Source organism: Pseudomonas sp. MYb118, assembly GCF_040947875.1.
Classification (GTDB): domain Bacteria; phylum Pseudomonadota; class Gammaproteobacteria; order Pseudomonadales; family Pseudomonadaceae; genus Aquipseudomonas.
In genome coordinates, this window is the sequence record NZ_JBFRXN010000002.1 from 142,420 (window position 1) to 165,826 (window position 23,407).

23 protein-coding genes are annotated in these 23,407 nt (G+C 62.2%); 11 read left to right on the plus strand and 12 right to left on the minus strand.

Annotation, left to right across the window (positions count from 1 at the left end; all coding sequences use genetic code 11):
- The first annotated feature begins 336 nt into the window (after positions 1-336).
- Positions 337-525: a hypothetical protein gene (locus ABVN20_RS06460; protein WP_368554704.1), complete on the plus strand. Its 189-nt coding sequence runs from the start codon at positions 337-339 to the stop codon at positions 523-525.
- Positions 526-590: 65 nt separating this feature from the next.
- Here ABVN20_RS06460 and ABVN20_RS06465 read toward each other — a convergent pair whose 3' ends face one another.
- The 7 genes from ABVN20_RS06465 to ABVN20_RS06495 all read right to left on the minus strand — a co-directional run bounded on the left by ABVN20_RS06465 (position 591) and on the right by ABVN20_RS06495 (position 9,085).
- Positions 591-1,133, minus strand: a complete 543-nt coding sequence (locus tag ABVN20_RS06465) for a DUF2058 domain-containing protein (protein ID WP_368554705.1) — start codon at positions 1,131-1,133, stop codon at positions 591-593.
- 28 nt (positions 1,134-1,161) lie between these two features.
- Positions 1,162-1,995, minus strand: coding sequence for a nucleoside triphosphate pyrophosphohydrolase (gene mazG / locus ABVN20_RS06470; protein WP_368557673.1), 834 nt, complete (start codon positions 1,993-1,995; stop codon positions 1,162-1,164).
- 145 nt (positions 1,996-2,140) lie between these two features.
- Complete coding sequence (gene relA / locus ABVN20_RS06475; protein ID WP_368554706.1) at positions 2,141-4,384, minus strand: GTP diphosphokinase; 2,244 nt, start codon at positions 4,382-4,384, stop codon at positions 2,141-2,143.
- Positions 4,385-4,504: 120 nt separating this feature from the next.
- Positions 4,505-5,857, minus strand: a complete 1,353-nt coding sequence (gene rlmD, locus ABVN20_RS06480) for a 23S rRNA (uracil(1939)-C(5))-methyltransferase RlmD (protein ID WP_368554707.1) — start codon at positions 5,855-5,857, stop codon at positions 4,505-4,507.
- A complete protein-coding gene (gene cysM, locus ABVN20_RS06485) occupies positions 5,857-6,759 on the minus strand; it encodes a cysteine synthase CysM (protein ID WP_368554708.1) in 903 nt (300 codons plus the stop codon). The genes rlmD and cysM overlap by 1 nt, the downstream gene beginning before the upstream one ends.
- Before the next feature lie 189 nt (positions 6,760-6,948).
- Positions 6,949-8,373, minus strand: coding sequence for a histidine kinase sensor domain-containing protein (locus ABVN20_RS06490; protein ID WP_368554709.1), 1,425 nt, complete (start codon positions 8,371-8,373; stop codon positions 6,949-6,951).
- Positions 8,360-9,085 (minus strand): response regulator transcription factor, encoded by a 726-nt coding sequence (locus tag ABVN20_RS06495; RefSeq protein ID WP_368554710.1) that lies wholly within the window; start codon positions 9,083-9,085, stop codon positions 8,360-8,362. The genes ABVN20_RS06490 and ABVN20_RS06495 overlap by 14 nt, the downstream gene beginning before the upstream one ends.
- Positions 9,086-9,300: 215 nt before the next feature.
- Between ABVN20_RS06495 and ABVN20_RS06500 the strand changes: the two genes are divergently transcribed.
- The 4 genes from ABVN20_RS06500 (at position 9,301) to ABVN20_RS06515 (ending at position 14,107) form a co-directional block, all read left to right on the plus strand.
- Positions 9,301-12,054, plus strand: coding sequence for a response regulator (locus ABVN20_RS06500; RefSeq protein ID WP_368554712.1), 2,754 nt, complete (start codon positions 9,301-9,303; stop codon positions 12,052-12,054).
- 144 nt (positions 12,055-12,198) lie between these two features.
- On the plus strand, positions 12,199-13,197 hold the full coding sequence (locus ABVN20_RS06505; RefSeq protein ID WP_368554714.1) for a 2-hydroxyacid dehydrogenase: 999 nt from the start codon (positions 12,199-12,201) through the stop codon (positions 13,195-13,197).
- A gap of 71 nt (positions 13,198-13,268) precedes the next feature.
- Positions 13,269-13,703, plus strand: a complete 435-nt coding sequence (locus tag ABVN20_RS06510; protein WP_368554715.1) for a hypothetical protein — start codon at positions 13,269-13,271, stop codon at positions 13,701-13,703.
- The gene (locus tag ABVN20_RS06515; protein WP_368554716.1) at positions 13,703-14,107 is read left to right on the plus strand and encodes an META domain-containing protein; all 405 of its coding nucleotides are present in this window, start codon (positions 13,703-13,705) and stop codon (positions 14,105-14,107) included. Before ABVN20_RS06510 ends, ABVN20_RS06515 begins: the two co-directional genes overlap by 1 nt.
- Positions 14,108-14,152: 45 nt before the next feature.
- On the opposite strand, the gene ABVN20_RS06520 is transcribed toward ABVN20_RS06515, so the two are convergent.
- A complete protein-coding gene (locus tag ABVN20_RS06520; protein WP_368554717.1) occupies positions 14,153-14,620 on the minus strand; it encodes a TlpA disulfide reductase family protein in 468 nt (155 codons plus the stop codon).
- Between the two features lie 114 nt (positions 14,621-14,734).
- Between ABVN20_RS06520 and arsC the strand changes: the two genes are divergently transcribed.
- Genes arsC through ABVN20_RS06535 form a run of 3 tightly spaced genes read left to right on the plus strand, consistent with a single transcriptional unit; the run spans position 14,735 to position 16,109 of the window.
- Positions 14,735-15,088: an arsenate reductase (glutaredoxin) gene (gene arsC, locus ABVN20_RS06525; RefSeq protein WP_368554718.1), complete on the plus strand. Its 354-nt coding sequence runs from the start codon at positions 14,735-14,737 to the stop codon at positions 15,086-15,088.
- Positions 15,085-15,681, plus strand: coding sequence for an NAD(P)H:quinone oxidoreductase (gene wrbA / locus ABVN20_RS06530; RefSeq protein ID WP_368554719.1), 597 nt, complete (start codon positions 15,085-15,087; stop codon positions 15,679-15,681). Before arsC ends, wrbA begins: the two co-directional genes overlap by 4 nt.
- A gap of 2 nt (positions 15,682-15,683) precedes the next feature.
- Positions 15,684-16,109, plus strand: a complete 426-nt coding sequence (locus ABVN20_RS06535) for a DUF2069 domain-containing protein (protein WP_368554721.1) — start codon at positions 15,684-15,686, stop codon at positions 16,107-16,109.
- A gap of 102 nt (positions 16,110-16,211) precedes the next feature.
- Here ABVN20_RS06535 and ABVN20_RS06540 read toward each other — a convergent pair whose 3' ends face one another.
- Both ABVN20_RS06540 and ttcA read right to left on the minus strand, forming a co-directional pair.
- The gene (locus ABVN20_RS06540) at positions 16,212-16,886 is read right to left on the minus strand and encodes a DNA-3-methyladenine glycosylase I (protein ID WP_368554722.1); all 675 of its coding nucleotides are present in this window, start codon (positions 16,884-16,886) and stop codon (positions 16,212-16,214) included.
- A gap of 21 nt (positions 16,887-16,907) precedes the next feature.
- Positions 16,908-17,732: a tRNA 2-thiocytidine(32) synthetase TtcA gene (ttcA, locus tag ABVN20_RS06545; RefSeq protein WP_368554724.1), complete on the minus strand. Its 825-nt coding sequence runs from the start codon at positions 17,730-17,732 to the stop codon at positions 16,908-16,910.
- A 298-nt stretch (positions 17,733-18,030) separates the two neighbouring features.
- Between ttcA and ABVN20_RS06550 the strand changes: the two genes are divergently transcribed.
- Both ABVN20_RS06550 and ABVN20_RS06555 read left to right on the plus strand, forming a co-directional pair.
- The gene (locus tag ABVN20_RS06550; RefSeq protein ID WP_368554725.1) at positions 18,031-18,633 is read left to right on the plus strand and encodes a Yip1 family protein; all 603 of its coding nucleotides are present in this window, start codon (positions 18,031-18,033) and stop codon (positions 18,631-18,633) included.
- Positions 18,634-18,792: 159 nt separating this feature from the next.
- The gene (locus ABVN20_RS06555; RefSeq protein ID WP_368554726.1) at positions 18,793-19,287 is read left to right on the plus strand and encodes a SprT family zinc-dependent metalloprotease; all 495 of its coding nucleotides are present in this window, start codon (positions 18,793-18,795) and stop codon (positions 19,285-19,287) included.
- Between the two features lie 119 nt (positions 19,288-19,406).
- Here ABVN20_RS06555 and ABVN20_RS06560 read toward each other — a convergent pair whose 3' ends face one another.
- Together ABVN20_RS06560 and ABVN20_RS06565 are read right to left on the minus strand one after the other, a co-directional pair.
- Positions 19,407-20,588: a CaiB/BaiF CoA transferase family protein gene (locus tag ABVN20_RS06560; RefSeq protein ID WP_368554727.1), complete on the minus strand. Its 1,182-nt coding sequence runs from the start codon at positions 20,586-20,588 to the stop codon at positions 19,407-19,409.
- A 144-nt stretch (positions 20,589-20,732) separates the two neighbouring features.
- On the minus strand, positions 20,733-22,067 hold the full coding sequence (locus tag ABVN20_RS06565; protein WP_368554728.1) for a dicarboxylate/amino acid:cation symporter: 1,335 nt from the start codon (positions 22,065-22,067) through the stop codon (positions 20,733-20,735).
- 337 nt (positions 22,068-22,404) lie between these two features.
- Here ABVN20_RS06565 and ABVN20_RS06570 point away from each other — a divergent pair, with 337 nt between their 5' ends.
- A complete protein-coding gene (locus tag ABVN20_RS06570) occupies positions 22,405-23,403 on the plus strand; it encodes an AraC family transcriptional regulator (protein ID WP_368554729.1) in 999 nt (332 codons plus the stop codon).
- The last annotated feature ends 4 nt before the right edge of the window (positions 23,404-23,407 follow it).

The following is a 23,407-nucleotide window of genomic DNA, read 5'->3' on the forward strand; positions in this document are numbered from 1 at the left end:
GTTTTTTTTGCCTGAAGAAAATACGATGCGGCCTCTCCACTGTGGGAGCGAGCCTGCTCGCGATAGCGGTTTTACAGACACAGATCGCATCGCGAGCAGGCTCGCTCCCACAGGAATGGGTGTGCGCTGATGAAAATCCTGCGCAAAAACATGAAGCTTTTGTCATGCAACCAATCGCCCTGCGACCGAATGTCGCGGATTTCGCGGGCTGCAGCACTGTTGCGAATTTCGCAATGAATCTTTACCAGTTTCGCGCGTTTACTTAGCTGGCTATCAAATTCTATAACAGAGTCCTGCACACGCCTTGCTGCAGATAACAGAGATTGGAGCTAGCAGATGACTGTAAAAGTAACTGAACGCGACGATTCACACATGTCCCATGAAGGCGTAGCCGCCGGTATCCGGATCTGGGACGTGCATCAACAAGACTTGCTGGTCGGGATGTTCCACAACGAGATGGATGCCCACAACTACAAGGCCGAACTGGAACTGCAGGAGCGCCAACGCGAGCTGCGCTCCGCCTGATCCATGCACAGCATTGAAAACGACAAACCCCGCCATGAGCGGGGTTTGTTGTTATACCGGCAGGCTTACCACATCAGATCGTCAGGGATCTGGAAGGCTGCGTACGGATCGTCCTCAGCCGCCGCCTCTTCGGTCTGCACGTTCATCTGCACGATGCGCTGCGGGTCGCGTTCCTGGATCTTCAGGGCCGCTTCACGGGGGATCACTTCGTAACCGCCGGCATGGTGGACGATCGCCAGCGAGCCGTTGCTGAGCTTGTTGCGCATCAGCGCGTTGACGGACAGGCGCTTGACCTTCTTGTCGTCAACGAAGTTGTAGTAGTCCTCGGTGGTCAGCTTCGGCAGGCGCGTGGCTTCGATCAGTTGCTTGATCTGCGCGACACGGGCCTTGGCCTCAGCCTTCTCCTGCTGCTGGCGGTTCAGCTCCTGGTCGCGCTTGACCTTCTCGGCCTTGGCTTCCTGGGCGGCACGCTGCTGCGAGTCATCGAGTTCGATCTGCCCCTTGTGGGCCAGGCGCTGCTGCTTCTGCTTCTCTTTGCCGACCTGCTTGGCCTGCTTCTGGTTGACCAGCCCTGCTTTGAGCAACTGGTCGCGAAGGGAAATGCTCATGGTGCTTGTTTCTCACTTGGGCCGCTGCTCAACCGCAGCTGGGCAAATTCTTTTCCTGACGTTTGGCTTCGCCCCACAGGGCGTCCAACTCTTCGAGGGTGCAATCTTCCATGGGTCGGTGGGTGTCGCGCAATGCCTGTTCGATAAAACGGAAGCGTCTTTCGAACTTGCCATTGGCGCCGCGCAGCGCGGTTTCCGGGTCGACTTTCAAATGACGCGCCAGGTTGACCACCGAAAACAGCAGGTCACCGACTTCATCGGCCACCGCCGCCGGATCGTTATCGGCCATCGCTTCGAGGATTTCGTCGAGCTCTTCGCGCACCTTGTCCAGCACCGGCAACGCGTCGGGCCAATCGAACCCGACCTGCCCTGCGCGCTTTTGCAGCTTGGCCGCGCGGGACAACGCCGGCAGTGCAGCGGGCACGTCGTCGAGCAAGGACAGTTGCTGCGGCGCCGCAGACTTTTCGGCGCGCTCCTCGGCCTTGATCTCTTCCCAGCGCTGCTTGACCTGCTCTTCGCTCAGGCGTGGCACATCCAGCGGCGCATACAGGTCGCCGGTGGGGAACACGTGCGGGTGACGACGGATCAGCTTGCGGGTGATGCTGTCGATGACGCCGGCGAACTCGAAACGCCCTTCTTCCCGGGCCAGCTGGCTGTAATAAACCACCTGGAACAGCAGGTCGCCCAACTCGCCCTGCAAGTGATCGAAGTCGCCACGCTCGATGGCGTCAGCGACCTCGTAGGCTTCCTCGAGGGTGTGCGGGACGATGGTGGCGTAGGTTTGCTTGATGTCCCAGGGGCAACCGAACTGCGGGTCGCGCAGACGGCTCATCAGGTGCAGCAGGTCTTCAAGGCTGTACATCATTCATTCTCACCACAAATCCAAATCGTGGGAGCGAGCCTGCTCGCGAGGCGGTGCATCAGTCGCCATTGAAGTTGACTGATACGCCCTCATCGCGAGCAGGCTCGCTCCCACATTGAGTCACAGTTGGTGCCGATCAGCCTCATCAAGGGGTTCGGTTACGCCGCGTCTCGATGATGTTGGGCAGCTGGGAAATCCTGCCCAGCAACCGCCCCAGTGCGTCCAGCCCCGGGATCTCGATGGTCAGGGACATCAGCGCGGTGTTGTCCTCCTTGTTCGAGCGGGTGTTGACCGCGAGCACGTTGATGCGCTCGTTGAGCAGCACCTGGGAGACGTCCCGCAGCAGGCCCGAGCGATCGTAGGCACGGATGACGATGTCCACAGGATAGGTGAGCACCGGCACCGGGCCCCAGCTGACCTGGATGATCCGCTCCGGCTCGCGCCCGGCCAGTTGCAGCACCGAGGCGCAGTCCTGACGGTGGATGCTGACGCCACGGCCCTGGGTGATGTAGCCGACGATCGCGTCCCCCGGCAGCGGCTGGCAGCAGCCGGCCATTTGCGTCATCAGGTTGCCGACGCCCTGGATCTGGATGTCGCCGCGCTTGCCCGGCTTGTAGCCGCTGGCCTTGCGCGGGATCAGCTCCAACTGCTCGTTGCCGCGCTCCGGCTCGACCAGTTGCTGCGCCAGGTTCACCAGTTGCGCCAGGCGCAGGTCGCCGGCACCGAGGGCGGCGAACAGGTCCTCGGCGGTTTTCATGTTGGCCTTGTCGGCCAGCTTCTCGAAATCCACCGCCGGCAGGCCGAGGCGATTGAGTTCGCGTTCGAGCAGGGTCTTGCCGGCCGCGACGTTCTGGTCACGGGCCTGCAACTTGAACCAGTGGACGATCTTCGCCCGCGCCCGGGACGTGGTGATGTAGCCCAGGTTCGGGTTCAACCAGTCGCGGCTCGGCGTACCGTGCTTGCTGGTGATGATCTCCACCTGCTCGCCGGTTTGCAGGCTGTAGTTGAGCGGCACGATGCGCCCGTTGATCTTCGCGCCACGGCAGTTGTGGCCGATCTCGGTGTGCACGCGATAGGCGAAGTCCAGCGGCGTGGCGCCCTTGGGCAGGTCGATGGCGTGGCCGTCGGGGGTGAAGATGTAGACCCGGTCCGGCTCGATATCGACGCGCAGCTGTTCGGCCAGGCCGCCGATGTCGCCCAACTCTTCGTGCCACTCGAGCACCTGACGCAGCCAGGAGATTTTCTCTTCGTAGTGGTTGGAGCTGGATTTGACGTCGGTGCCCTTGTAGCGCCAGTGCGCGCAAACGCCCAGCTCGGCTTCCTCGTGCATGGAGTGGGTGCGGATCTGCACTTCCAGCACCTTGCCCTCGGGCCCGATCACGGCGGTGTGCAGCGAACGGTAGCCGTTCTCTTTCGGGTTGGCGATGTAGTCGTCGAATTCTTTCGGGATGTGTCGCCACAGGGTGTGGACGATGCCGAGCGCGGTGTAGCAGTCGCGCATCTCCGGCACCAGCACACGCACCGCGCGCACGTCGTAGATCTGGCTGAACTCCAGACCCTTGCGCTGCATTTTGCGCCAGATCGAATAGATGTGTTTGGCCCGGCCGCTGATGTCGGCCTCGACGCCGGTGGCCTGCAACTCGTTTTTCAGCTGGCTCATCACGTCGCTGATGAAACGTTCGCGATCCAGGCGCCGCTCATGCAGCAGCTTGGCGATCTGTTTGTACTGATCGGGTTCGAGGTAGCGGAAGGACAGATCCTCCAGCTCCCACTTGATGTGACCGATACCCAGGCGATGCGCCAGGGGCGCATAAATGTCGAAGACCTCGCGGGCAACGCGGTTGCGTTTCTCGTCGTCGGCGGTTTTCACCGCGCGGATCGCGCAGGTGCGTTCGGCCAGCTTGATCAGCGCGACGCGCACGTCGTCGACCATGGCCACGAGCATCTTGCGCAGGTTTTCCACCTGGCCCTGGGTGCCCATTACCATGGATTTGCGCGGACTCAGGCTGTCGCTGATCGCCGCCATGCGCTGCACGCCGTCGATCAGCTTGGCCACCACCGGACCGAAACGCTGGCTCACGGCGGGCAATGCGATCTGCCCTTCGCGCACGCCACGGTACAGGACGGCTGCGACCAGGGAGTCCTGATCGAGTTTGAGGTCGGCGAGAATCTCCGCGATCTCAAGGCCCGTGCTGAAACTCGAGGTCCCTTCGGACCACAGGTTCTTTGCCGCATTGGCCTGTTGTTCGGATTCGCGGGCGAACTCGCACGCGTCTTTCAAGGCTTCGCGATCCAGTGCCATGTCGACACTGACCGCATGATCGAGCCAAGCCTCGAGATTGATACTGCCGTCGGTGTTGATCGGCTGGTGTGCTCTCACCTGTACCATCTTGCTTTACCTTCCCTACGACGCAGATTCAATGCGTCAAATCGCTGACCTTCGTTGCCGCGGCACGCGCGGGGCAAGACGCGTGCTGCGCGGGCGGGTCAGCGGACCAGACGAGCCTTCCTAGCTCGCTTCAAATAACGCCATGGCCTCGACATGTGCCGTCTGAGGAAACATATCGAGAATCCCGGCACGTTTTAACCGGTAGCCCTGCTTGATCAATTCGACCGTATCGCGCGCCAGAGTTGCAGGGTTGCACGACACGTACACCAACCGTTCGGCGCCTAGCGTCCTGAGCTTGCGCACCACCTCGATAGCGCCGTCACGCGGTGGGTCCAAGAGTACCGCACAAAAGCCTTCGCGCGCCCATTCGGCATTGGTCAAAGGCTGGGATAAATCGGCCTGAAAAAACGTCGCATTATGCAGATTGTTACTCGCGGCGTTCGCGGCAGCCCGATCGACCATCGCCTGTACACCCTCGACCGCCACCACTTCACGAACGGCCTGGGCCAGCGGCAAGGCGAAGTTGCCCAAACCACAGAATAGATCCAGAACACGTTCATCCGCTGTCGGCTGCAACCACTCCAGCGCCTGGGCAACCATCGCCTCGTTGACCGCCGCGTTGACCTGGACGAAGTCACCTGGCCGGTAGGCCAGTTCCAGGTCCCATTGTTCCAGGCGATAGCCCAACGACTGATCGGCGTCTACCGGTTGCGGCTCGCCCTCGCCATGCAGCCACAATTGCGCTTCATGGAAGGTGCAGAAATCCTTGAGGATGGTCATGTCAGCGTCGGACAACGGCGCCATGTGCCGCAGCAACACCGCCAGTTTCGAACCGCTGAACAGTTCCACGTGACCCAAGGCCTGCGGCTTGCTCAAGCGTCGCAACATTTCCGGCAGGCGCGTCATGATCGGCTGCAAGGGCTGTACCAGCACCGGGCATTCGTCGATGGCGACGATGTCCTGGCTGCCGGCCGCACGAAAACCGACTTCGAGGTTTTTCGCCTTGGCGTCCCAGCGCACCGCCACGCGGGCGCGACGACGGTAGGCGAACTCGGCACCGGTCAACGGCGCCGCCCACTCTTCAGGCTCGACGCCTGCGACCCTGGACAATTGCTCGGCGAGCATGCGCTGTTTCAGGGCAAGCTGTTCGTCGTGGGGCAGATGCTGGACACTGCAACCACCGCAACGCCCGGCATGCTTGCACGGTGCCGGACGACGCAGGTCGCTTGCGCTGAACACCCGCTCAGTGCGCGCCTCGACCACTTTGCCGTGGGCACCCAGCACCCGCGCCTCGACTTCCTCGCCAGCCAGGGCGCCGAGGACGAACCAGGTACGGCCTTCGAAAAACGCTATGCCACGACCGTCATTGGACAGGCGCTCGATGGTCAAGCGCTGCTTTTTGCCGGTCGGGATTTGCGCGGCCTTGCTACCGCCGGTGGGCTGGAAGCGCAGGCCTCTCTCATGTTTGGCCATCAGTTGGGCGCGTCGAATATGCCGGTCGACAGGTAACGGTCGCCACGGTCGCAGATGATCGCGACGATCACCGCGTTCTCAACTTCTTTGGACAGGCGCAGCATGCCGGCCACGGCACCGCCCGAGGACACGCCACAGAAGATGCCTTCTTCGCGAGCCAGGCGACGGGTCACGTCTTCGGCTTCGCTTTGTGCCATGTCGATGATGCGATCCACGCGATCGGCCTGGTAGATCTTCGGCAGGTATTCCTGCGGCCAGCGGCGGATGCCCGGGATCGACGCGCCTTCCATTGGCTGCAAGCCGAGGATCTGGATGTTTTCGTTCTGTTCTTTCAGGTAACGCGACGTGCCCATGATGGTACCGGTGGTGCCCATCGAGCTGACGAAGTGGGTGATGGTGCCCTGGGTCTGGCGCCAGATTTCCGGGCCGGTGGTGGTGTAGTGCGCCTCGGGGTTGTCGCCGTTGGCGAACTGGTCCAGCACCTTGCCATGGCCTTCGGCTTCCATACGCTGGGCGAGATCGCGGGCACCTTCCATGCCTTCTTCCTGGGTGACCAGGATCAGCTCGGCACCATAGGCGGTCATGGCCGCCTTGCGTTCGGCGCTGGAGTTGTCCGGCATGATCAGGATCATCTTGTAGCCCTTGATCGCGGCGGCCATCGCCAGGGCGATCCCGGTGTTGCCCGAGGTCGCTTCGATCAACGTATCGCCGGCGTGGATCTGCCCGCGCAACTCGGCACGGGTGATCATCGACAGCGCCGGACGGTCCTTGACCGAACCTGCCGGGTTGTTCCCTTCAAGCTTGAGCAATAGGGTGTTGCTGGTGGCGCCAGGCAGGCGCTGCAAACGGACCAGCGGAGTGTTGCCGACGCAATCGGCGATGGTTGGGTACTGCAAGGTCATGGCGTATTCGCAATCCAGACTGCGGGGGCGCCTATCATACCGGCAAACGTGGGCAGGCCATATCACGCAAAGTGTGGTGCTTATGGCTTATGGGAATAAGCGATTGTAAAACCTGTGGGAGCGAGCCTGCTCGCGAGGGGTGTCAGGAAAACGGTGGCGCTTTCAGGCTCATCGCGAGCAAGCTCGCTCCTACAGCGGGTGGGTGGCGTTCACGAAATTTGTGGGAGCGGGCTTGCTCGCGATGACGCCATCAGCAGCAACCTCGCCCTCGGCTAAAAGGCGCATGTTCAGGCGCAACCCGCTGCCGGTGTTCTCGGCCCACAGTTGCCCGCCCTGGCGTTGTACCGCGTTGCGGGCAATGCTCAGGCCCAGGCCGAAGCCGCCGTTGCCCGGGCGCGAGCCGTCGAGGCGGATGAAGGGGGAGAAGATGCGTTCCAGGTCCTGTTCGGCCACCCCGCCGCCCTCGTCTTCCAGCCACAGATGCCAGAAGTTACCGTCGCGCCGGCCATCCAGGCGCACGATGCCGCCCGTCGGCGAGTGGCGGATGGCGTTGCGCAGGATGTTTTCCAGGGCCTGGGCCAGGGTGTTGAGGTTGCCACGCACCCAGCAGGAAGAGTCCACCAGGCACTGCAGGCGACCGGGTGGGCAAGCACTTTCATAGCAGGCGTTTTCCGTGAGCATTTCCCACAGCGCCTGGACCTGGATCGCTTCGTCAGGCAACGGCGCGCGCTCGGTGTCGAGCCAGGCCAGTTGCAGGGTGTCTTCGACCAGGCGCTGCATGCCGTCGACTTCGCGGCCGATGCGCTCGCGCAGTTGCGCAAGGTTCTGCTCGCCTTCACTGGCCACGCGCAGGCGGCTCAAGGGCGTGCGCAGTTCATGGGACAGGTCGCGCAGCAGTTGCTGTTGCAGGGCCACGGTACTTTGCAGGCGTTCGGACATGTGATCGAAGGCACGCCCCAACTCGCCCAGTTCATCGCTGCGGTTGGTGGTACGACGCGACAGACGCACGCCCAATTGATCGGCACGCCAGGCGTTGGCCTGCTCGCGCAATTGATTAAGCGGCACCACCAGCAGCCGATACAGGCCCACGCACAACAGCAGCGTGAACAAGCCGGGGATGACGCCATTGGTGATCACGCGCCAGAACATCTGGTAGCGCCCGGGCTGGAAGCGCTTGGGCAGTTCGATCACCAGGCTGCCGGCCGAAGGATCGCCGGGGAACGGCACGCGCATCCAGGGCAGGTTGTTCTTGTGGATCGGCCAGTCGAGGCCGCGCAGGAAGGTCAGGCGTTCGATCTGTCGATCGGTCAGCGGCTGGTTGCTCAACGACTGCAAATCACCGCTGATCACGCCGGACCATCCGCGTTCGCGCTTGCGCATGCCCTCAAGCCAGGCATCGACGCCATCGCTCTGGCCTTGCAGCCACGCCTGCTCGGCTTCGGCGGCGTAACGCGTCAGGGTGCCGCGGGCTTCGTCCGAAAGAAACTGGTTGCGCTGCTCCATGTAGCGGCCCCAGGACCAGCTCAGCCAGATCATCAGCAGACAGAACGCCACCAGCAGGCAGGCCAGTTTCCAGAACAATGAATGGCGCCCCGGCAGATCAGCCCACTTCATGGTCGGCACTCAACACGTAGCCCTTGCCCCAGACCGTGCGCACTTCACGCTCGGTGTAGCCGATGGCCTTGAGCTTGCGGCGGATCTGGCTGATGTGCATGTCCAGGCTGCGGTCGTGAGCCGCATAACCGCGCTGCAATACATGCTGATAAAGGAAGGCCTTGCTCAACACTTCATCGCCGTTGCGATTGAGGGTGTCGAGCAGGCGATATTCACTGCGGGTCAGGCCGGCCGCCTGCTCGCCGAAGAACACTTCGAAGCATTCCTCGTCGAACCGCAGACTGTCCACCGCCGCCTGCACCACCGGGGCGACCGCCGGCCGCCGGTCCAGCGCGACACGGCGCAGGATCGCTTCGATGCGTACGTGCAATTCGGCCATGCTGAAAGGCTTGGGCAGATAATCGTCGGCGCCGAGGCGAAAGCCACTGATGCGATCCGCCTCGGCGCCCAGGGCCGACATCAGCAGCACCGGCGTGGAATGGCTCTGGCGCAATTCGGTCAGCACCGACAGGCCATTGAGGCCTGGCAAGAGAATGTCCATCAACACCACGTCGAAGGTGTTCTGGCGGGCCATCGCCAGGCCTTCCTGGCCGTTCTGGCACCAGGTGACCTGAAAGCCGCTGCGGCCCAGTTGCTCATGCACATAGGCACCGAGCACCAGGTCGTCTTCGATGGAGAGGATTCGGGGATGGCCAACAGTGCTGGGAGTCATGACTATCTGCAAATAATTCTCAGTTGGCAATTATTAAAGATTGCCTCGCCAGGGGCAAGCCAAGGTTGGATCGTGGCACTCGTGTGTCGAGCGGCCCGACGAATGGCGACATCAATTTTACGAAGATTGCCCGCAAGCAAATCGCTACACTGCGCAGGTGGCGCGTACCGGATGTGCGCGCAGGTTCCTCAAATGGCTGGATGCAGGAGAGTTGCGTGCTCAAGAAACTGGGAATTAAAGGCCGCGTGCTGCTGTTGACCTTGCTTCCGACCAGCCTGATGGCCCTGGTGCTGGGCGGCTATTTCACCTGGATGCAGCAGTCGGACCTGCAAACCCAACTCATGCAGCGCGGCGAAATGATCGCCGAACAGCTCGCTCCCCTCGTCGCCCCGGCCATGGGCAACAAGGACACCGACCTGCTGGAACGCATCGCCACCCAGTCCCTGGAAACCACCGACGTGCGCGCGGTGACCTTCCTCGCCCCCGACCGCACGCCGCTGGCCCATGCCGGCCCGACCATGCTCAATCAGGCGCCCTTTGGCAGTGGCTCGCAAATGTTGCGACGCAGCGGCAACGATGCCACCCGCTATCTGCTGCCGGTGTTCGGCAAACACCGCAACCTGGCCGGTGAAGTGATTCCCGAGGAATCCGAGCGCATGCTCGGCTGGGTCGAACTCGAACTGTCACACAACGGCATGCTGTTGCGCGGCTATCGCAGCCTGTTCGCCAGCCTGCTGCTGATCGGCGCCGGGCTGGCCGGTGCGGCGTTGCTGGCCTTGCGCATGGGCCGCACGATCAACCGTCCGCTGAGCCAGATCCAGCAGGCAGTAGCGCAACTCAAGGACGGTCATCTGGAAACCCGCCTGCCGCCGCTGGGCAGTCAGGAGCTGGATGAACTGGCGTCCGGCATCAATCGTATGGCCGGCACCCTGCAGAATGCTCAGGAAGAATTGCAGCACAGCATCGACCAGGCCACCGAAGACGTGCGGCAGAATCTGGAAACCATCGAAATCCAGAACATCGAGCTGGACCTGGCGCGCAAGGAGGCCCTGGAGGCGAGCCGGATCAAATCCGAGTTCCTGGCCAACATGAGCCATGAAATCCGCACACCGCTCAACGGCATCCTCGGCTTCACCCACCTGTTGCAGAAAAGCGAGCTGACCCCGCGCCAGCTCGATTACCTGGGCACCATCGAAAAGTCTGCCGACAGCCTGCTGGGGATCATCAACGAGATCCTCGACTTCTCGAAAATCGAGGCCGGCAAGCTGGTGCTCGACCATATTCCGTTCAATCTGCGCGACCTGCTCCAGGACACCCTGACCATCCTCGCCCCCGCCGCCCACGCCAAGCAACTGGAACTGGTGAGCCTGGTGTATCGCGATACGCCGCTGTCGCTGGTGGGCGACCCGCTGCGACTCAAGCAGATCCTCACCAACCTGGTGAGCAACGCGATCAAGTTCACCCGCGAAGGCACCATCGTCGCCCGCGCCATGCTCGAAGACGAACACGAAGACAGCGTGCAACTGCGTATCAGCATTCAGGACACCGGCATCGGCCTGTCCAACGAAGACGTGCGTGCGTTGTTCCAGGCGTTCAGCCAGGCTGACAATTCGCTTTCTCGCCAGCCCGGCGGCACCGGCCTGGGCCTGGTGATTTCCAAGCGCCTGATCGAACAGATGGGCGGCGAGATCGGCGTCGACAGCACGCCGGGGGAAGGTTCGGAATTCTGGATCAGCCTGAGCCTGCCGAAAACCCGTGACGACGCCGAAGACCTGCCTGCCGCGCCACTGCTCGGACGTCGGGTCGCCGTCCTGGAAAACCACGAGCTGGCGCGCCAGGCACTGCAACATCAACTGGAGGATTGTGGCTTGGAGGTCACGCCGTTCAACACCCTGGAACGGTTGACCAACGGCGTGATGGGCGCACACCAGACCGATCAGGCCATCGACCTTGCCGTGCTCGGGATCACCAGCAACGACCTGCCGCCCGAGCGCCTCAACCAACACATCTGGGACCTCGAACACCTGGGCTGCAAGGTCCTGGTGCTGTGCCCGACCACCGAACAGACGCTGTTTCACCTGTCGGTCCCCAACCCCCACAGCCAGCTTCAGGCCAAACCGGCCTGCACCCGCAAGCTGCGCCGGTCCCTGTCCGACCTTGTCAACCCGCGCCAGCAGCGCAGCGAGCCAGGCGAGCCGGTGAGTAGCCGTGCGCCGAAAGTGCTGTGCGTGGACGATAACCCGGCCAACCTGCTGCTGGTGCAAACCCTGCTCGAAGACCTGGGCGCCAAGGTGCTCGCGGTGGAAAGCGGCTACGCGGCGGTGAAGGCCGTGCAGAGCGAAACCTTCGACCTGGTATTGATGGACGTGCAGATGCCCGGCATGGACGGGCGCCAGAGCACTGAGAGTATCCGCCAGTGGGAAAGTGAACGGCATAGCACGCCGCTGCCGATCGTGGCGCTCACGGCCCACGCCATGGCCAACGAAAAGCGCGCACTGCTGCAAAGCGGCATGGACGATTACCTGACCAAGCCGATCAGTGAGCGGCAACTGGCCCAGGTGGTCTTGAAGTGGACCGGCCTGGCCTTGCGTAATCAAGGGCCGGAACGTACCCACGACAGCCACGGCAACGGCCAGGAGCTGCAGGTGCTGGACGCTGAAGAAGGCCTGCGCCTGGCCGCCGGCAAGGAAGATCTGGCGGCGGACATGCTGGCCATGCTGCTGGCGTCGCTGGAAGCCGACCGTGAAGCCATCCGCATCGCCCGGGAAACCCATGATCACACCGCGTTGATCGAACGGGTGCATCGCCTGCATGGCGCGACCCGCTACTGCGGCGTGCCGCAACTGCGCGCCGCCTGCCAACGCAGCGAAACCCTGCTCAAGCAGCAGGACCCGAAAGCCTCCGTCGCGCTGGAAGACCTCGACCGGGCGATCAATCGGCTGGCGGCCCATGCGCGGATCAATGCGTGATCAAACCGAAACCTGTAGGAGCAGCCGGTCGACGCTCGATTGCTCGCGATGCGTTGTGTCAGGCACCACAGATGCTGAATGTGATGTCCTCATCGCGAGCAAGCTCGCTCCTACAGGTCTGCCGTTTTCCCCTAAGGAGTTCTCATGCGTACGATTCTTTTCAGCAGCCAGAACTACGACCGCGACAGTTTTCTGGGCGTCGACCTTCCCGCCGGTATCGAGCTGCATTTCCAGTCGGCGCGGCTGAGCCTGGACACCGTGGCGCTGGCCGACCAGTTCGAGGTGGTCTGCGCGTTCATCAACGATGACCTCAGCGCTCCGGTGCTCGAACACCTGGCCGCTGGCGGCACGCGCCTGATCGCCCTGCGCTCGGCCGGTTACAACCATGTCGACCTGGCCGTGGCCAGGCGCCTGGGGCTGACGATCGTACGGGTCCCGGCCTACTCGCCCCATGCCGTGGCCGAGCATGCGGTGGCGCTGATCCTGGCCCTCAACCGGCGCTTGCACCGTGCCTACAACCGCACCCGCGAAGGTGATTTCACCCTTCACGGGCTGACCGGTTTCGATCTGGTGGGCAAGACCGTCGGGGTGGTCGGCACCGGGCAGATCGGCGCGACCTTCGCGAAAATCATGCACGGTTTCGGCTGCCAGCTGCTGGCCTACGACCCCTACCCCAATCCCGAGGTCCAGGCCCTCGGCGCGCGGTACATGGACCTGCCGCAGTTGCTCGCCGAGTCGCAGATCATCAGCCTGCATTGCCCGCTGAACGCGCAAAGCAAGCACTTGATCAACAGTGAGTCATTGGCGCACATGCAACCCGGCGCCATGCTGATCAACACCGGGCGCGGCGGCCTGGTGGACACGCCAGCGCTGATCGACGCCCTGAAGGACGGGCTGCTGGGTTACCTGGGGCTGGATGTCTATGAAGAAGAAGCCCAACTGTTCTTCGAAGACCGCTCCGATCTGCCGTTGCAGGACGATGTGCTGGCACGGCTGCTGACCTTCCCCAACGTGATCGTCACGGCGCACCAGGCCTTCCTGACCCGCGAGGCGCTGGCGGCAATTGCCATGACTACTTTGCAAAATATTGCCGCATGGGCCGAAGGCAACCCGCAAAATCAGGTGGATGTAGCCTCAACCTGATCGAAGGTCGCTTCTGCGCGCAGTGCTGCAATGATGTCCGTGCTAGCATTCCGCGCAGATTTGGAGGACCCATGGTCGAACACGATTTCCGCTATAACCTGATGAACCCGCAACACACCCTCACCGAATGCCGCGCCCTGGTGCCGGGGCGTTATCAAGTCACCGGCAACGGTGGCTCGATTCGCAACAATGACGTGCTGGTCGTGACCCTCAAGGGCGCCAAGGACCTGTCCATGCGCCTGACCGTCGAAACCGTTCGCCACCTGATCAACCCGCCCGGCCAATGGGTCGCGGTGGCCAGTGGCCCGGTGTTCGGCGAATTGGCGATCCACACCTGGAAGGTCAACTGCGACAGCTGCGCCAAAGAGCTGAGCTTCGAGTTCGCGGTCGACGCCAAGCTGGGCAACAAGGCTGAAAGGCCAGCCGCCACCGCGCGGATTGCCGAGCTGGGCTGGAAAAGCGTTGGCGACAAGCACCTGTGCCCGAAATGCCAGGAGCCTGCGTGATGAAACGCCTTGCCCTGACCGTGATGGTCGGTGCCAGCCTGCTGGGCTGCGCCGCCGAGCCGGTGCAACTGCAACAGAACCGCAGCTACATCCTGGAATGGATCGGTGAGCGGCCGTTGATGGACTACAGCCACCTGACCATCACCCTCGGCGAAGACGGCCGGGCCTATGGCAGCGGTGGCTGCAACCATTGGTTCGCACCCTACACGCTCGACGGTGACAAGCTGAGTTTCGGCAAGATCGGCAGCACCCGCAAACTGTGCGCACCCGCGCTCATGGAGCAGGAAAAGCGCTTCCTCCAGGCACTGGAGGGTGTGCAGCGCTGGGATGTGTCGGCCATCGACCAGATGCGCTTCTGGCCGGCCGAAGGCAAGCCGCTGCGCTGGTGGCTCGAAGAGGGTTGAACCCTTTTCCCAAAGGCCCACTTGTTCAAGTGGGCCCTCCCCCTGTCAGTTGGTGGCTTGCAGCGCTTCCAGCTTGGCCATGACGCCCGCTGCGGTCTGTTCACCCATCAACTGTTCGCGCACCTTGCCCTTGTTATCAATGATGTAGGTCACCGGTAGCGCCTCACTGCGCGGCAAGTCGAAAATCTCGCTGGGGTCCTGGGCCAGCACGGTGAATTTGATACCGAGTTTTTCACTGGCGCCCTTGAGCTCTTCACCCTGCACGTTGTCGAAGTTGACCCCGAACACGCCGATTTTCTTGCCTTTCAATTGCTCGGCCAGGGTATTGAGTTCCGGTATCTCGGTGCGGCATGGACCACACCACTCGGCCCAGTAATTGAGCACCAGCCACTGTTTGTCCAGGCGCTCGGCCGCGACTTTCTGGCCGTTCTGGTCGATCCCGTAATCGTTGCCGCAGCCCCCCAGCATCAGCGCTGCGAAAATCGCGAATGCCGCTGCCAATCGCCTTGTCATGTCGTAATCCTTGTTCAAAATGGAATGCGCCTGCGACCCATCGCCTCCCAAGGTTCAGGATTGCGCGCTGCACAGTTAGAATAGCCGCCACCATACGCCAAATGCGACCCGCACATGACCGATCTGACGCTTTATCACAACCCGCGCTGCTCGAAATCCCGTGGCGCGCTGGAACTGCTCGAAGCCCGTGGCCTGACCCCGACCGTGGTCCGCTACCTCGATGAGCCGCTGGACGCCGCGCAAATCCAGAGCCTGCTGAAAAAGCTCGGCCTCGGCGCCCGGCAGATTCTGCGCACCGGCGAAGACGAATACAAAACCCTCAACCTCGCCGACGCATCCCTGAGCGAAGCGCAGTTGATCGCCGCCATTGCCGCGCACCCCAAACTCATGGAGCGGCCGATCCTCGCCGTCGGCGACAAGGCCGTCATCGGCCGTCCGCCGGAGCAGATCCTGGAACTGCTGCCATGAGTGCGCCGTACATCCTGGTGTTGTATTACAGCCGCAGCGGCTCGACCAACGAGATGGCCCGGCAGATTGCCCGGGGTGTCGAGCAGGCCGGGATGGAAGCGCGCCTGCGCACCGTGCCGGCGATTTCGACCGAGTGTGAAGCAGTGGCCCCGGACATTCCCGACGAAGGTGCGTTGTACGCCAGCCTCGATGACCTGAAAAACTGCGCCGGCCTGGCCCTCGGCAGCCCGACGCGCTTCGGCAACATGGCGGCGCCGCTCAAGTACTTCCTCGACGGCACCAGCAACCTGTGGCTGACCGGCGCCCTGGTGGGCAAACCGGCGGGCGTATTCACCTCCACCGCCAGCCTGCACGGCGGCCAGGAAACCACGCTGCTGTCGATGATGCTGCCACTGCTGCACCACGGCATGCTCATTACCGGTCTGCCCTACAGCGAATCGGCCCTGCTGGAAACCCAGGGCGGCGGCACGCCGTATGGCGCCAGCCACCACGCCGGCGCCGACGGCAAAAGCGGCCTGGATTCCCACGAAGTGGCGCTGTGCCGCGCGCTGGGCATGCGCCTGGCCAAGACCGCGCAGAAACTGGGGAACTGAGGATGGCCAGAAAGCCCAAGGTCCTGCCCGCCCTCGAATGGCTCGAACCCCGCGTGCGAGCCATGCGCATCATCGCCCTGCTGTGCTTTTTCGGCCTGGTGGGATTGCTGTGCGTCTACTACCTGCTGGTGGCCAACCTGCACGGCGCCCGGCCGTGGGTGATCCTGCTGATCGAGCTGGTGCCGTTACTGGTGCTGGCACCCGGCATGCTCATGGGCAGCCCGCGTGGGCATTCATGGATGTGCTTTGCGGTGAACCTGTATTTCATCAAGGGCGCACTGGCGGCCTACGACCCCAACCGGCAACTGTTCGGCCTGCTGGAGATGGGCGCGAGCCTGGCGGTGTTCTGCTCGGCGCTGCTGTATGTGCGGTGGCGGCATCAGTTGAACCGCAAGCTGGCGGGTGAAGGGCAGGTCTCTGTCGCCTGACAGCCACCCTGTAGGAGCGAGCTTGCTCGCGATGGCGGCGGCACATCCAGCATCAATGTGTCAGACATACCGCCATCGCGGGCAAGCCCGCTCCTACAGGGATCAGTGATTGGCGGTATAAGCCAACATCATCGAAATCTGGCTCATCGCCCGCCCGCCGCTTTCTTCGTGCCACTGGTTGAAGACGTCCTGCACCAGGGCCAGGTCGCGCAGGCTGGTGGGGACTTTGTCGATGATCTTCTGCGCATTGAGCGCCGCGACCACGTCGTAGCTCGGGACGAAGGTGTCCTTGCCGACCATGCGCAGGAAGCGCGGTGCCGACAACCCGCCCAACTGGCTGCCGCGTTTTTTCAGCAGGGTCCACAGGCCGACGATGTCGGTCACCGGCCAGTCGGCGATCAAGTTACCGAAGCTGCCCTGCTCATGGGCCACGTCCAGCACGAACTGCGCATTGCGCGGCACGCTCTTGAGTTTGCCCAGGTGGCGGATGATCCGCGCGTCCTGCATCAGGCGCTCCAGGTGTTCGGCGCTCATCAGCACGACCTTTTCCGGGTCGAAACGGAAAAACACTTCCTCGAAGGCCGGCCACTTGGCATCCACCAGGCTGTGCTTGAGCCCTGCGCGAAACACCCGCAGGGCCATGGTCGAGAGGTAGCGATCGTCAGTGATGTCGCGCAATTGCGCCGGGGTATTGGGAACAGGCAGATGGGCTTGCAGTTCAGCCGCCGAACCGAAGCGGTTCAGGCAGTATTCGTTCAGCCACTTGTAATCGCGCATGCCCTCTCCTGGGGTGTTTGATCAGAGATTCACAACGTTGACGAAGCGCGAAGCCGCGGTTTCGTCGATCTTCAGGCTGGTGAAGTCGAACAGGTTGCGGTCGGCCAGTTGCGACGGGATCACGTTCTGCAGGCTGCGGAAAATGCTCTCGGTGCGGCCCGGCGTCTTGCGCTCCCAGTCCACGAGCATTTCCTTGACCACCTGACGCTGCAGGTTTTCCTGGGAACCACAGAGGTTGCACGGGATGATCGGGAATTGCTTGAAGTCCGAGTAGGCCTGGATGTCTTTCTCGTTGCAGTAGGCCAGCGGGCGGATCACCACGTTGCGGCCGTCGTCGGCGCGCAATTTGGGCGGCATGGCCTTGAGCGAGCCGTTGAAGAACATATTGAGGAAGAACGTCTCGACGATGTCATCGCGATGATGCCCCAAGGCCATCTTGGTCGCGCCGATTTCGTCGGCGAAGGTGTAGAGCGTGCCGCGACGCAGGCGCGAGCACAGCGAGCAAGTGGTCTTGCCCTCCGGGATCAGTTCCTTGACCACCGAGTAGGTGTCCTTCTCGACGATGTGGTATTCGATACCCAGGGTCTTCAGGTAGGCCGGCAGCACGTCCTCGGGAAAGCCCGGCTGCTTCTGGTCCATGTTCACGGCGACGATCTCGAACTTGATCGGCGCAACCTTCTGCAAGTGCATCAGCACATCAAGCATGGTGTAGCTGTCCTTGCCACCGGACAGGCAGACCATGACCTTGTCGCCGTCTTCGATCATGTTGAAATCGGTGACGGCCTCACCGGCCAGCCGGCGAAGGCGCTTTTGCAGTTTGTTCTGGTTGACCGAGAGAGTGCCCATGACGCGAAATCCGTGAGGTGTGACGAAAGGCCGGCATTTTACGCATAAACGCCGGGCTGGCGAAGCGCTCTCTGTCTGCTGTGTGAGTTGCCATAAAAATGTCTTGTGACAGATCCGACGGCGATTAACAGTCATGTTTACAGCGCGATTTGCTCTAACCCCCCTGCACCATCACGGGTAAGTCCTTTCTATACTGCGACATAAGGTCGCATAGATATCCAGACCTTTCTTACCTGGCCGCCTTGGCCTGTAAGCGCTCCACTGGGGGGCGACGGTAAAAACAAGAGGAGTGACTGGCATGATCCATCACGTAGTGGGGCTCTTCACCCACCCCGACCAGGAATGGAAAGAAATCCGTGGCGACCAGGAGGAAAGCATCAGCCACATGTACCTGACCCACACGCTGATTCTCGCGGCGATCCCCGCCGTGTCGGCGTTTATCGGCACCACGCAGGTCGGCTGGGTCATCGGTAACCGGCCACCGGTGATGCTGACGATGGAAAGCGCGCTATGGATGACGATCATGTCGTACCTGGCGATGCTCGCTGGCGTTGCCGTCATGGGCGCATTCATCCACTGGATGGCGCGCACCTATGATGCCAATCCGAGCCTGGCCCGCTGCGTTGCCTTTGCGACCTATACCGCGACCCCGCTGTTCATCGGCGGCCTCGCGGCACTGTACCCGCACATGTGGCTGGGGATGATCGTCGGGACGGCGGCCATCTGCTACACGGTGTACCTGCTGTATGTGGGGCTGCCTACCTTCATGAACATTCCATCGGACGAGGGTTTCCTGTTTTCAAGCTCGGTACTCGCCGTCGGCCTGGTCGTACTCGTGGCCATCATGGCGTTCACGGTCATCGTCTGGGGGCTCGGCGTGGGGCCGGTCTATACCAATTAGCGACACGTCACCCAATAAGAAGATCTGCCAATACAGGCCGCCGCAAGGCGGCCTTCTACTGTCTGCAATACCCTGTGGCGTCATGACCATTCGGCGCCTTGGCGATTCGCAAGACCCAACGCTTGCGGCATACTCGACGTCTCTGGAGATCCATCAAGCATGCCCGAGCAACTCAACACCCGCGTCGAAGACTGTTTCCTGCAAGCCGAATCCTTTTTCAAACGAACATTCAAACGCCCGGTGGTCAGCCTCAAGCTGCGCGGGCAAAAAGCCGGTGTCGCGCATCTGCACGAGAACCTGCTGCGCTTCAATCCGCAGTTGTACCGGGAAAACACCGAAGACTTTCTCAAGCAGACCGTGGCCCATGAGGTGGCGCACCTGATCGCCCATCAGCTGTTCGGTGATCGCATCCAGCCCCACGGCGAGGAGTGGCAACTGATCATGCGCGGCGTGTACGAACTGCCGCCCAACCGTTGCCACACCTATGACGTCAAGCGTCGCAGCGTGACCCGCTACATCTACAAGTGCCCGTGCGCCGACAGCGACTTCCCCTTTTCGGCCCAGCGCCACAGCCTGGTGCGCCAGGGGCGGCGGTATCTGTGCCGGCGGTGCCGCAATACACTGGTGTTCAGTGGGGAGATGCGGGTGGAGTAACTGGTTTTTGTGGTGGCTGGACTGGCCCCATCGCGGGCAAGCCCGCTCCTACAGGGGTTTTGTGAACGCCATAGATCCCTGTAGGAGCGGGCTTGCCCGCGATGGGGCCGGTGCAGTCTCTAAAGAATTACTTTGGCCCCCCGCAGCTGCGCAATCCGCTGCTCACTGAACCCCAGTTCCCCCAACACCTGAGCCGTGTGCTCCCCCAGACCCGCCCCGATATGCCGAGGCTCAGGCAACCCACCTGAGAACTTCAGCGGGCACGCCATCTGCGCCTGGCTCGAACCATCCCCCCGCGGCACCTGGGTCACCACCTGCCGGGCCTGCAATTGCGGATGCTGCACCGCCTCCCCCAGGCTGAGTACCGGTTCGACACAGGCATCCAGCTCGGCAAACAACGCGCACAATTCGGCAAAGTCGTGCTTCTCGAACTCGGTCTTCAATGCCTCCTTGAGCTGCCTTTGCCGCGCCGGCTGTGGCGACAGGCCCAGGGCCGCCAGTTCCTCCAGCCCCAGCGCCGTGCAAAGTTGCTTCATGAAGGCCGGCTCCAGGCTGCCCACCGACAGCCAGCGCCCGTCCCGGGAGCGGTAATAGTCATAGAAGCTGCCGCCATTGAGCACCTGGGTTTCCCGGCCCGGCTCCTCGCCGCACGCCAGGTACCCGGCCCCGGCCATGGCGTTGAGGCTGAAGGCGCAGTCGGTCATGCTCACGTCCAGGTATTGCCCCTGCCCGCTGTGCTGACGGGAAATCACCGCCGCCAGCAGGCCCGCGACCGCATGCAATGAACCACCGGCGACATCCGCCACCTGCATGCCCAGCGGCAACGGCCCGGCGTCGGCGCGGCCGGTGTAGCTCGCCTGACCGGCCAGTGCGAGGTAATTGATGTCATGGCCGGCGCGATCCCGGTAGGGTCCGGTCTGCCCGTAGCCGGTGATCGACACATAGATCAGCTTCGGGTTGATTGCCTTCAGCGCTTCATAACCCAGCCCCAGGCGTTCCATCACGCCGGGGCGGAACTGCTCCAGAACAATGTCGTAGTCCTGCAACAGGGCCTGGATGATTTCCACGGCCTCGGGTTGCTTGAGGTCCAGCGCCAGGCTGCGTTTGTTGCGGTTGAGGTAGGCATGGCTCGCCGACACGCCCTGATCGTGAGGTGGCAGCACGCGCAGCAGATCGGTGCGGGTGGGCGACTCGATGCGCAACACCTCAGCGCCCATGTCGGCCAGTAACAGCGAGGCGAAGGGCCCCGGCAGCAGTGTCGAGAAATCCAGAATTTTCAGCGATGCCAGTGGACCGAGCATGAGCGACCTCCATTGCGATAGCTCAAGCCTAGGCAGCCGAGGGCATTGCAGCAATCACCCGAAGTGTCAGCAACTGTGACCGTTGCGCTCAAATCGCAGGCATGAAAAAACCCGCCGAAGCGGGTTTTTCCTGACCATCAGCGCTTACTTGACGCTGCTTGGGGTTGGGCCTTCGGCCACGCCCAGGTCGTCTTCAGCACGTTCTTCAGCGATACCGCGACCGCCGGAAGCCAGTTCGGCCTGCAGTACGTCGGTGTCCAGTTCCTTGACCCACTTGGCCACAACAACGGTAGCAACGGCGTTACCAACCAGGTTGGTCAGGGCACGGGCTTCGGACATGAAGCGGTCGATACCGAGGATCAGCGCCAGGCCGGCAACCGGCAGGTGACCTACCGCGGACAGGGTAGCGGCCAGCACGATGAAGCCACTACCGGTCACGCCAGCAGCACCTTTGGAGGACAGCAGCAGCACGACCAGCAGGGTGATCTGGTGAGTGATGTCCATGTGGGTGTCGGTCGCCTGGGCGATGAACACGGCCGCCATGGTCAGGTAGATCGCGGTACCGTCGAGGTTGAACGAGTAACCGGTCGGGATCACCAGACCCACGACGGATTTCTTCGCGCCCAGACGCTCCATTTTGATCAGCATGCGTGGCAGTACCGATTCCGAAGAGGAAGTACCCAGCACGATCAGCAGTTCTTCACGGATGTAGCGGATCAGTTTCAGGACGCTGAAACCGTGAGCGCGAGCGATACCGCCCAGCACGATCAGGATGAACAGCAGGCAAGTGATGTAGAAGCAGGCCATCAGTTGACCCAGTTGCACCAGCGAGCCGACACCGTAGGCACCGATGGTGAACGCCATCGCACCGAAGGCACCGATTGGCGCGAGCTTCATGATCATGTTGATGATGTTGAACATCACGTGGGCGAAGCGATCAATGAAGTCCAGCACTGGCTTGCCGTAGGCACCCAGGCGATGCAGGGCGAAACCGAAGATCACCGAGAACATCAGCACTTGCAGGATGTCGCCGGTGGCGAAGGCGCCAACGATGGTCGACGGGATCACGTTCAGGATGAAGCCGACAACGCTCTGGTCAGCACCGGCCGAGACGTACTGGGCCACTTTCGAGGCATCCAGGGTGGTCACGTCGATGTGCATGCCGTTACCCGGCTGGACGATGTTGACCACGACCAGGCCGACGATCAGGGCGATGGTCGAAACGATTTCGAAGTACAGCAGCGCGTAGCCGCCGGTCTTGCCGACCGACTTCATGTTCTGCATGCCAGCGATACCGCTGACGACGGTGCAGAAGATGATCGGGGCGATGACCATTTTGATCAGTTTGATGAACCCGTCACCCAGTGGCTTTACCGCCACACCGAGCTGAGGATAGTAGTGACCGAGCAGAATGCCGATAACGATGGCAACGATCACCTGGGCATACAGGGATTTGTACAGTGGCTGACGAGTCGTCATTGCAAAGTTCCTCAGGAGCGTCCCGCGACAACATCCACCTGTTGTCGACGACACCTCATTTGCGAACCCTCCTGCACTGGAGGGATTTGTTTTTTCGAGCTGCACCAAGGCAGGCATCTGCCGGTTGTATCGCAAGTGGCGTGCCACTTTTGTAAAAACGCCTGTAAGCCTTTTGCCATCAGGGGTTACCCATTAAGCGTGGCACAGGTTCCTTACAAAACAGTGGCGGATTTCCGCCCATCTCTCATATCGCGTCCTACAATTTGGCGGATATCCGCCTTGTCCCCCGGCAAACGGTGTCATTACCATTCGTCGATCAATGACGGATCTGCCTGTTATGCGCGAACGCACCATCGCCAGCCATTTCGCCCGCGCCGCCCTCGGAGGCGCGCGTCGCCTGGGTCATGACTGCTCGGATTTGCTGCACTCACTGGGCATCAGCCCCGAGCTGCTGGATGAGCCCCGTGCCCGGATTGCGCCGGAACAATTCACCCGCCTGATTCAGGGGTTGTGGCTGGCGCTCGATGACGAGTACCTCGGCTTCGGACCGGTCCCGAGCAAGACCGGCAGCTTCGCGATGATGTGCCATGCGGTGATTCACTGCCGCAACCTCGATCGGGCACTGCACCGTGGCTTATTGTTTTATAGCCTATTCCCCACCGGTCCGCGCCTGACCCTGACCCGCGAAGACGAATGGGTGCGCCTGAGCCTCGACGATTCGCAGTTCCACGACCCGGACCACTTTCTCACCGAGAGCCAACTGGTGGTATGGCATCGACTGGGCAGTTGGCTGATCGGCCAACGCATCCGCCTGGAGCAGGCGACGTTCAGCTACCCGAAGCCCGCCCACGGCGCCGAGTACGACCTGATGTTTCCCTGCCCCATGGTGTTTGGCGCGCCGCAGAGCAGCCTGCTGTTCCACAGTCGCTACCTGAACATGCCACTGTTGCAGGATGAACGAACCCTCAAGCATTTCCTCGAGCGCTCCCCCGCCGACCTGCTGTCGCGCCCGGATGACGGCGACAGCCTGAGCAGTCGCCTGCGCCGCCTGCTCAGCCGCGACAGCGCCCGCTGGCCGGACCTGGAAGCGGTGGCCGCGCACCTGCACATCAGCCCGCAGACCCTGCGCCGGCACCTGCGCGAAGAGGGTTCGAGTTTTCAGGAGTTGAAGGATCAGTTGCGCCGGGACATCGCGATTTATCACCTGGGGCGTGCCGATCTGTCATTGCAGCAGATCGCCGAGCAACTGGGGTTTTCCGAGCCTTCGGCGTTTCATCGGGCGTTCAAGAAGTGGACGGGGCTGACGCCGGGGGCTTATCGGGCGCAGGAATTTTGAATGT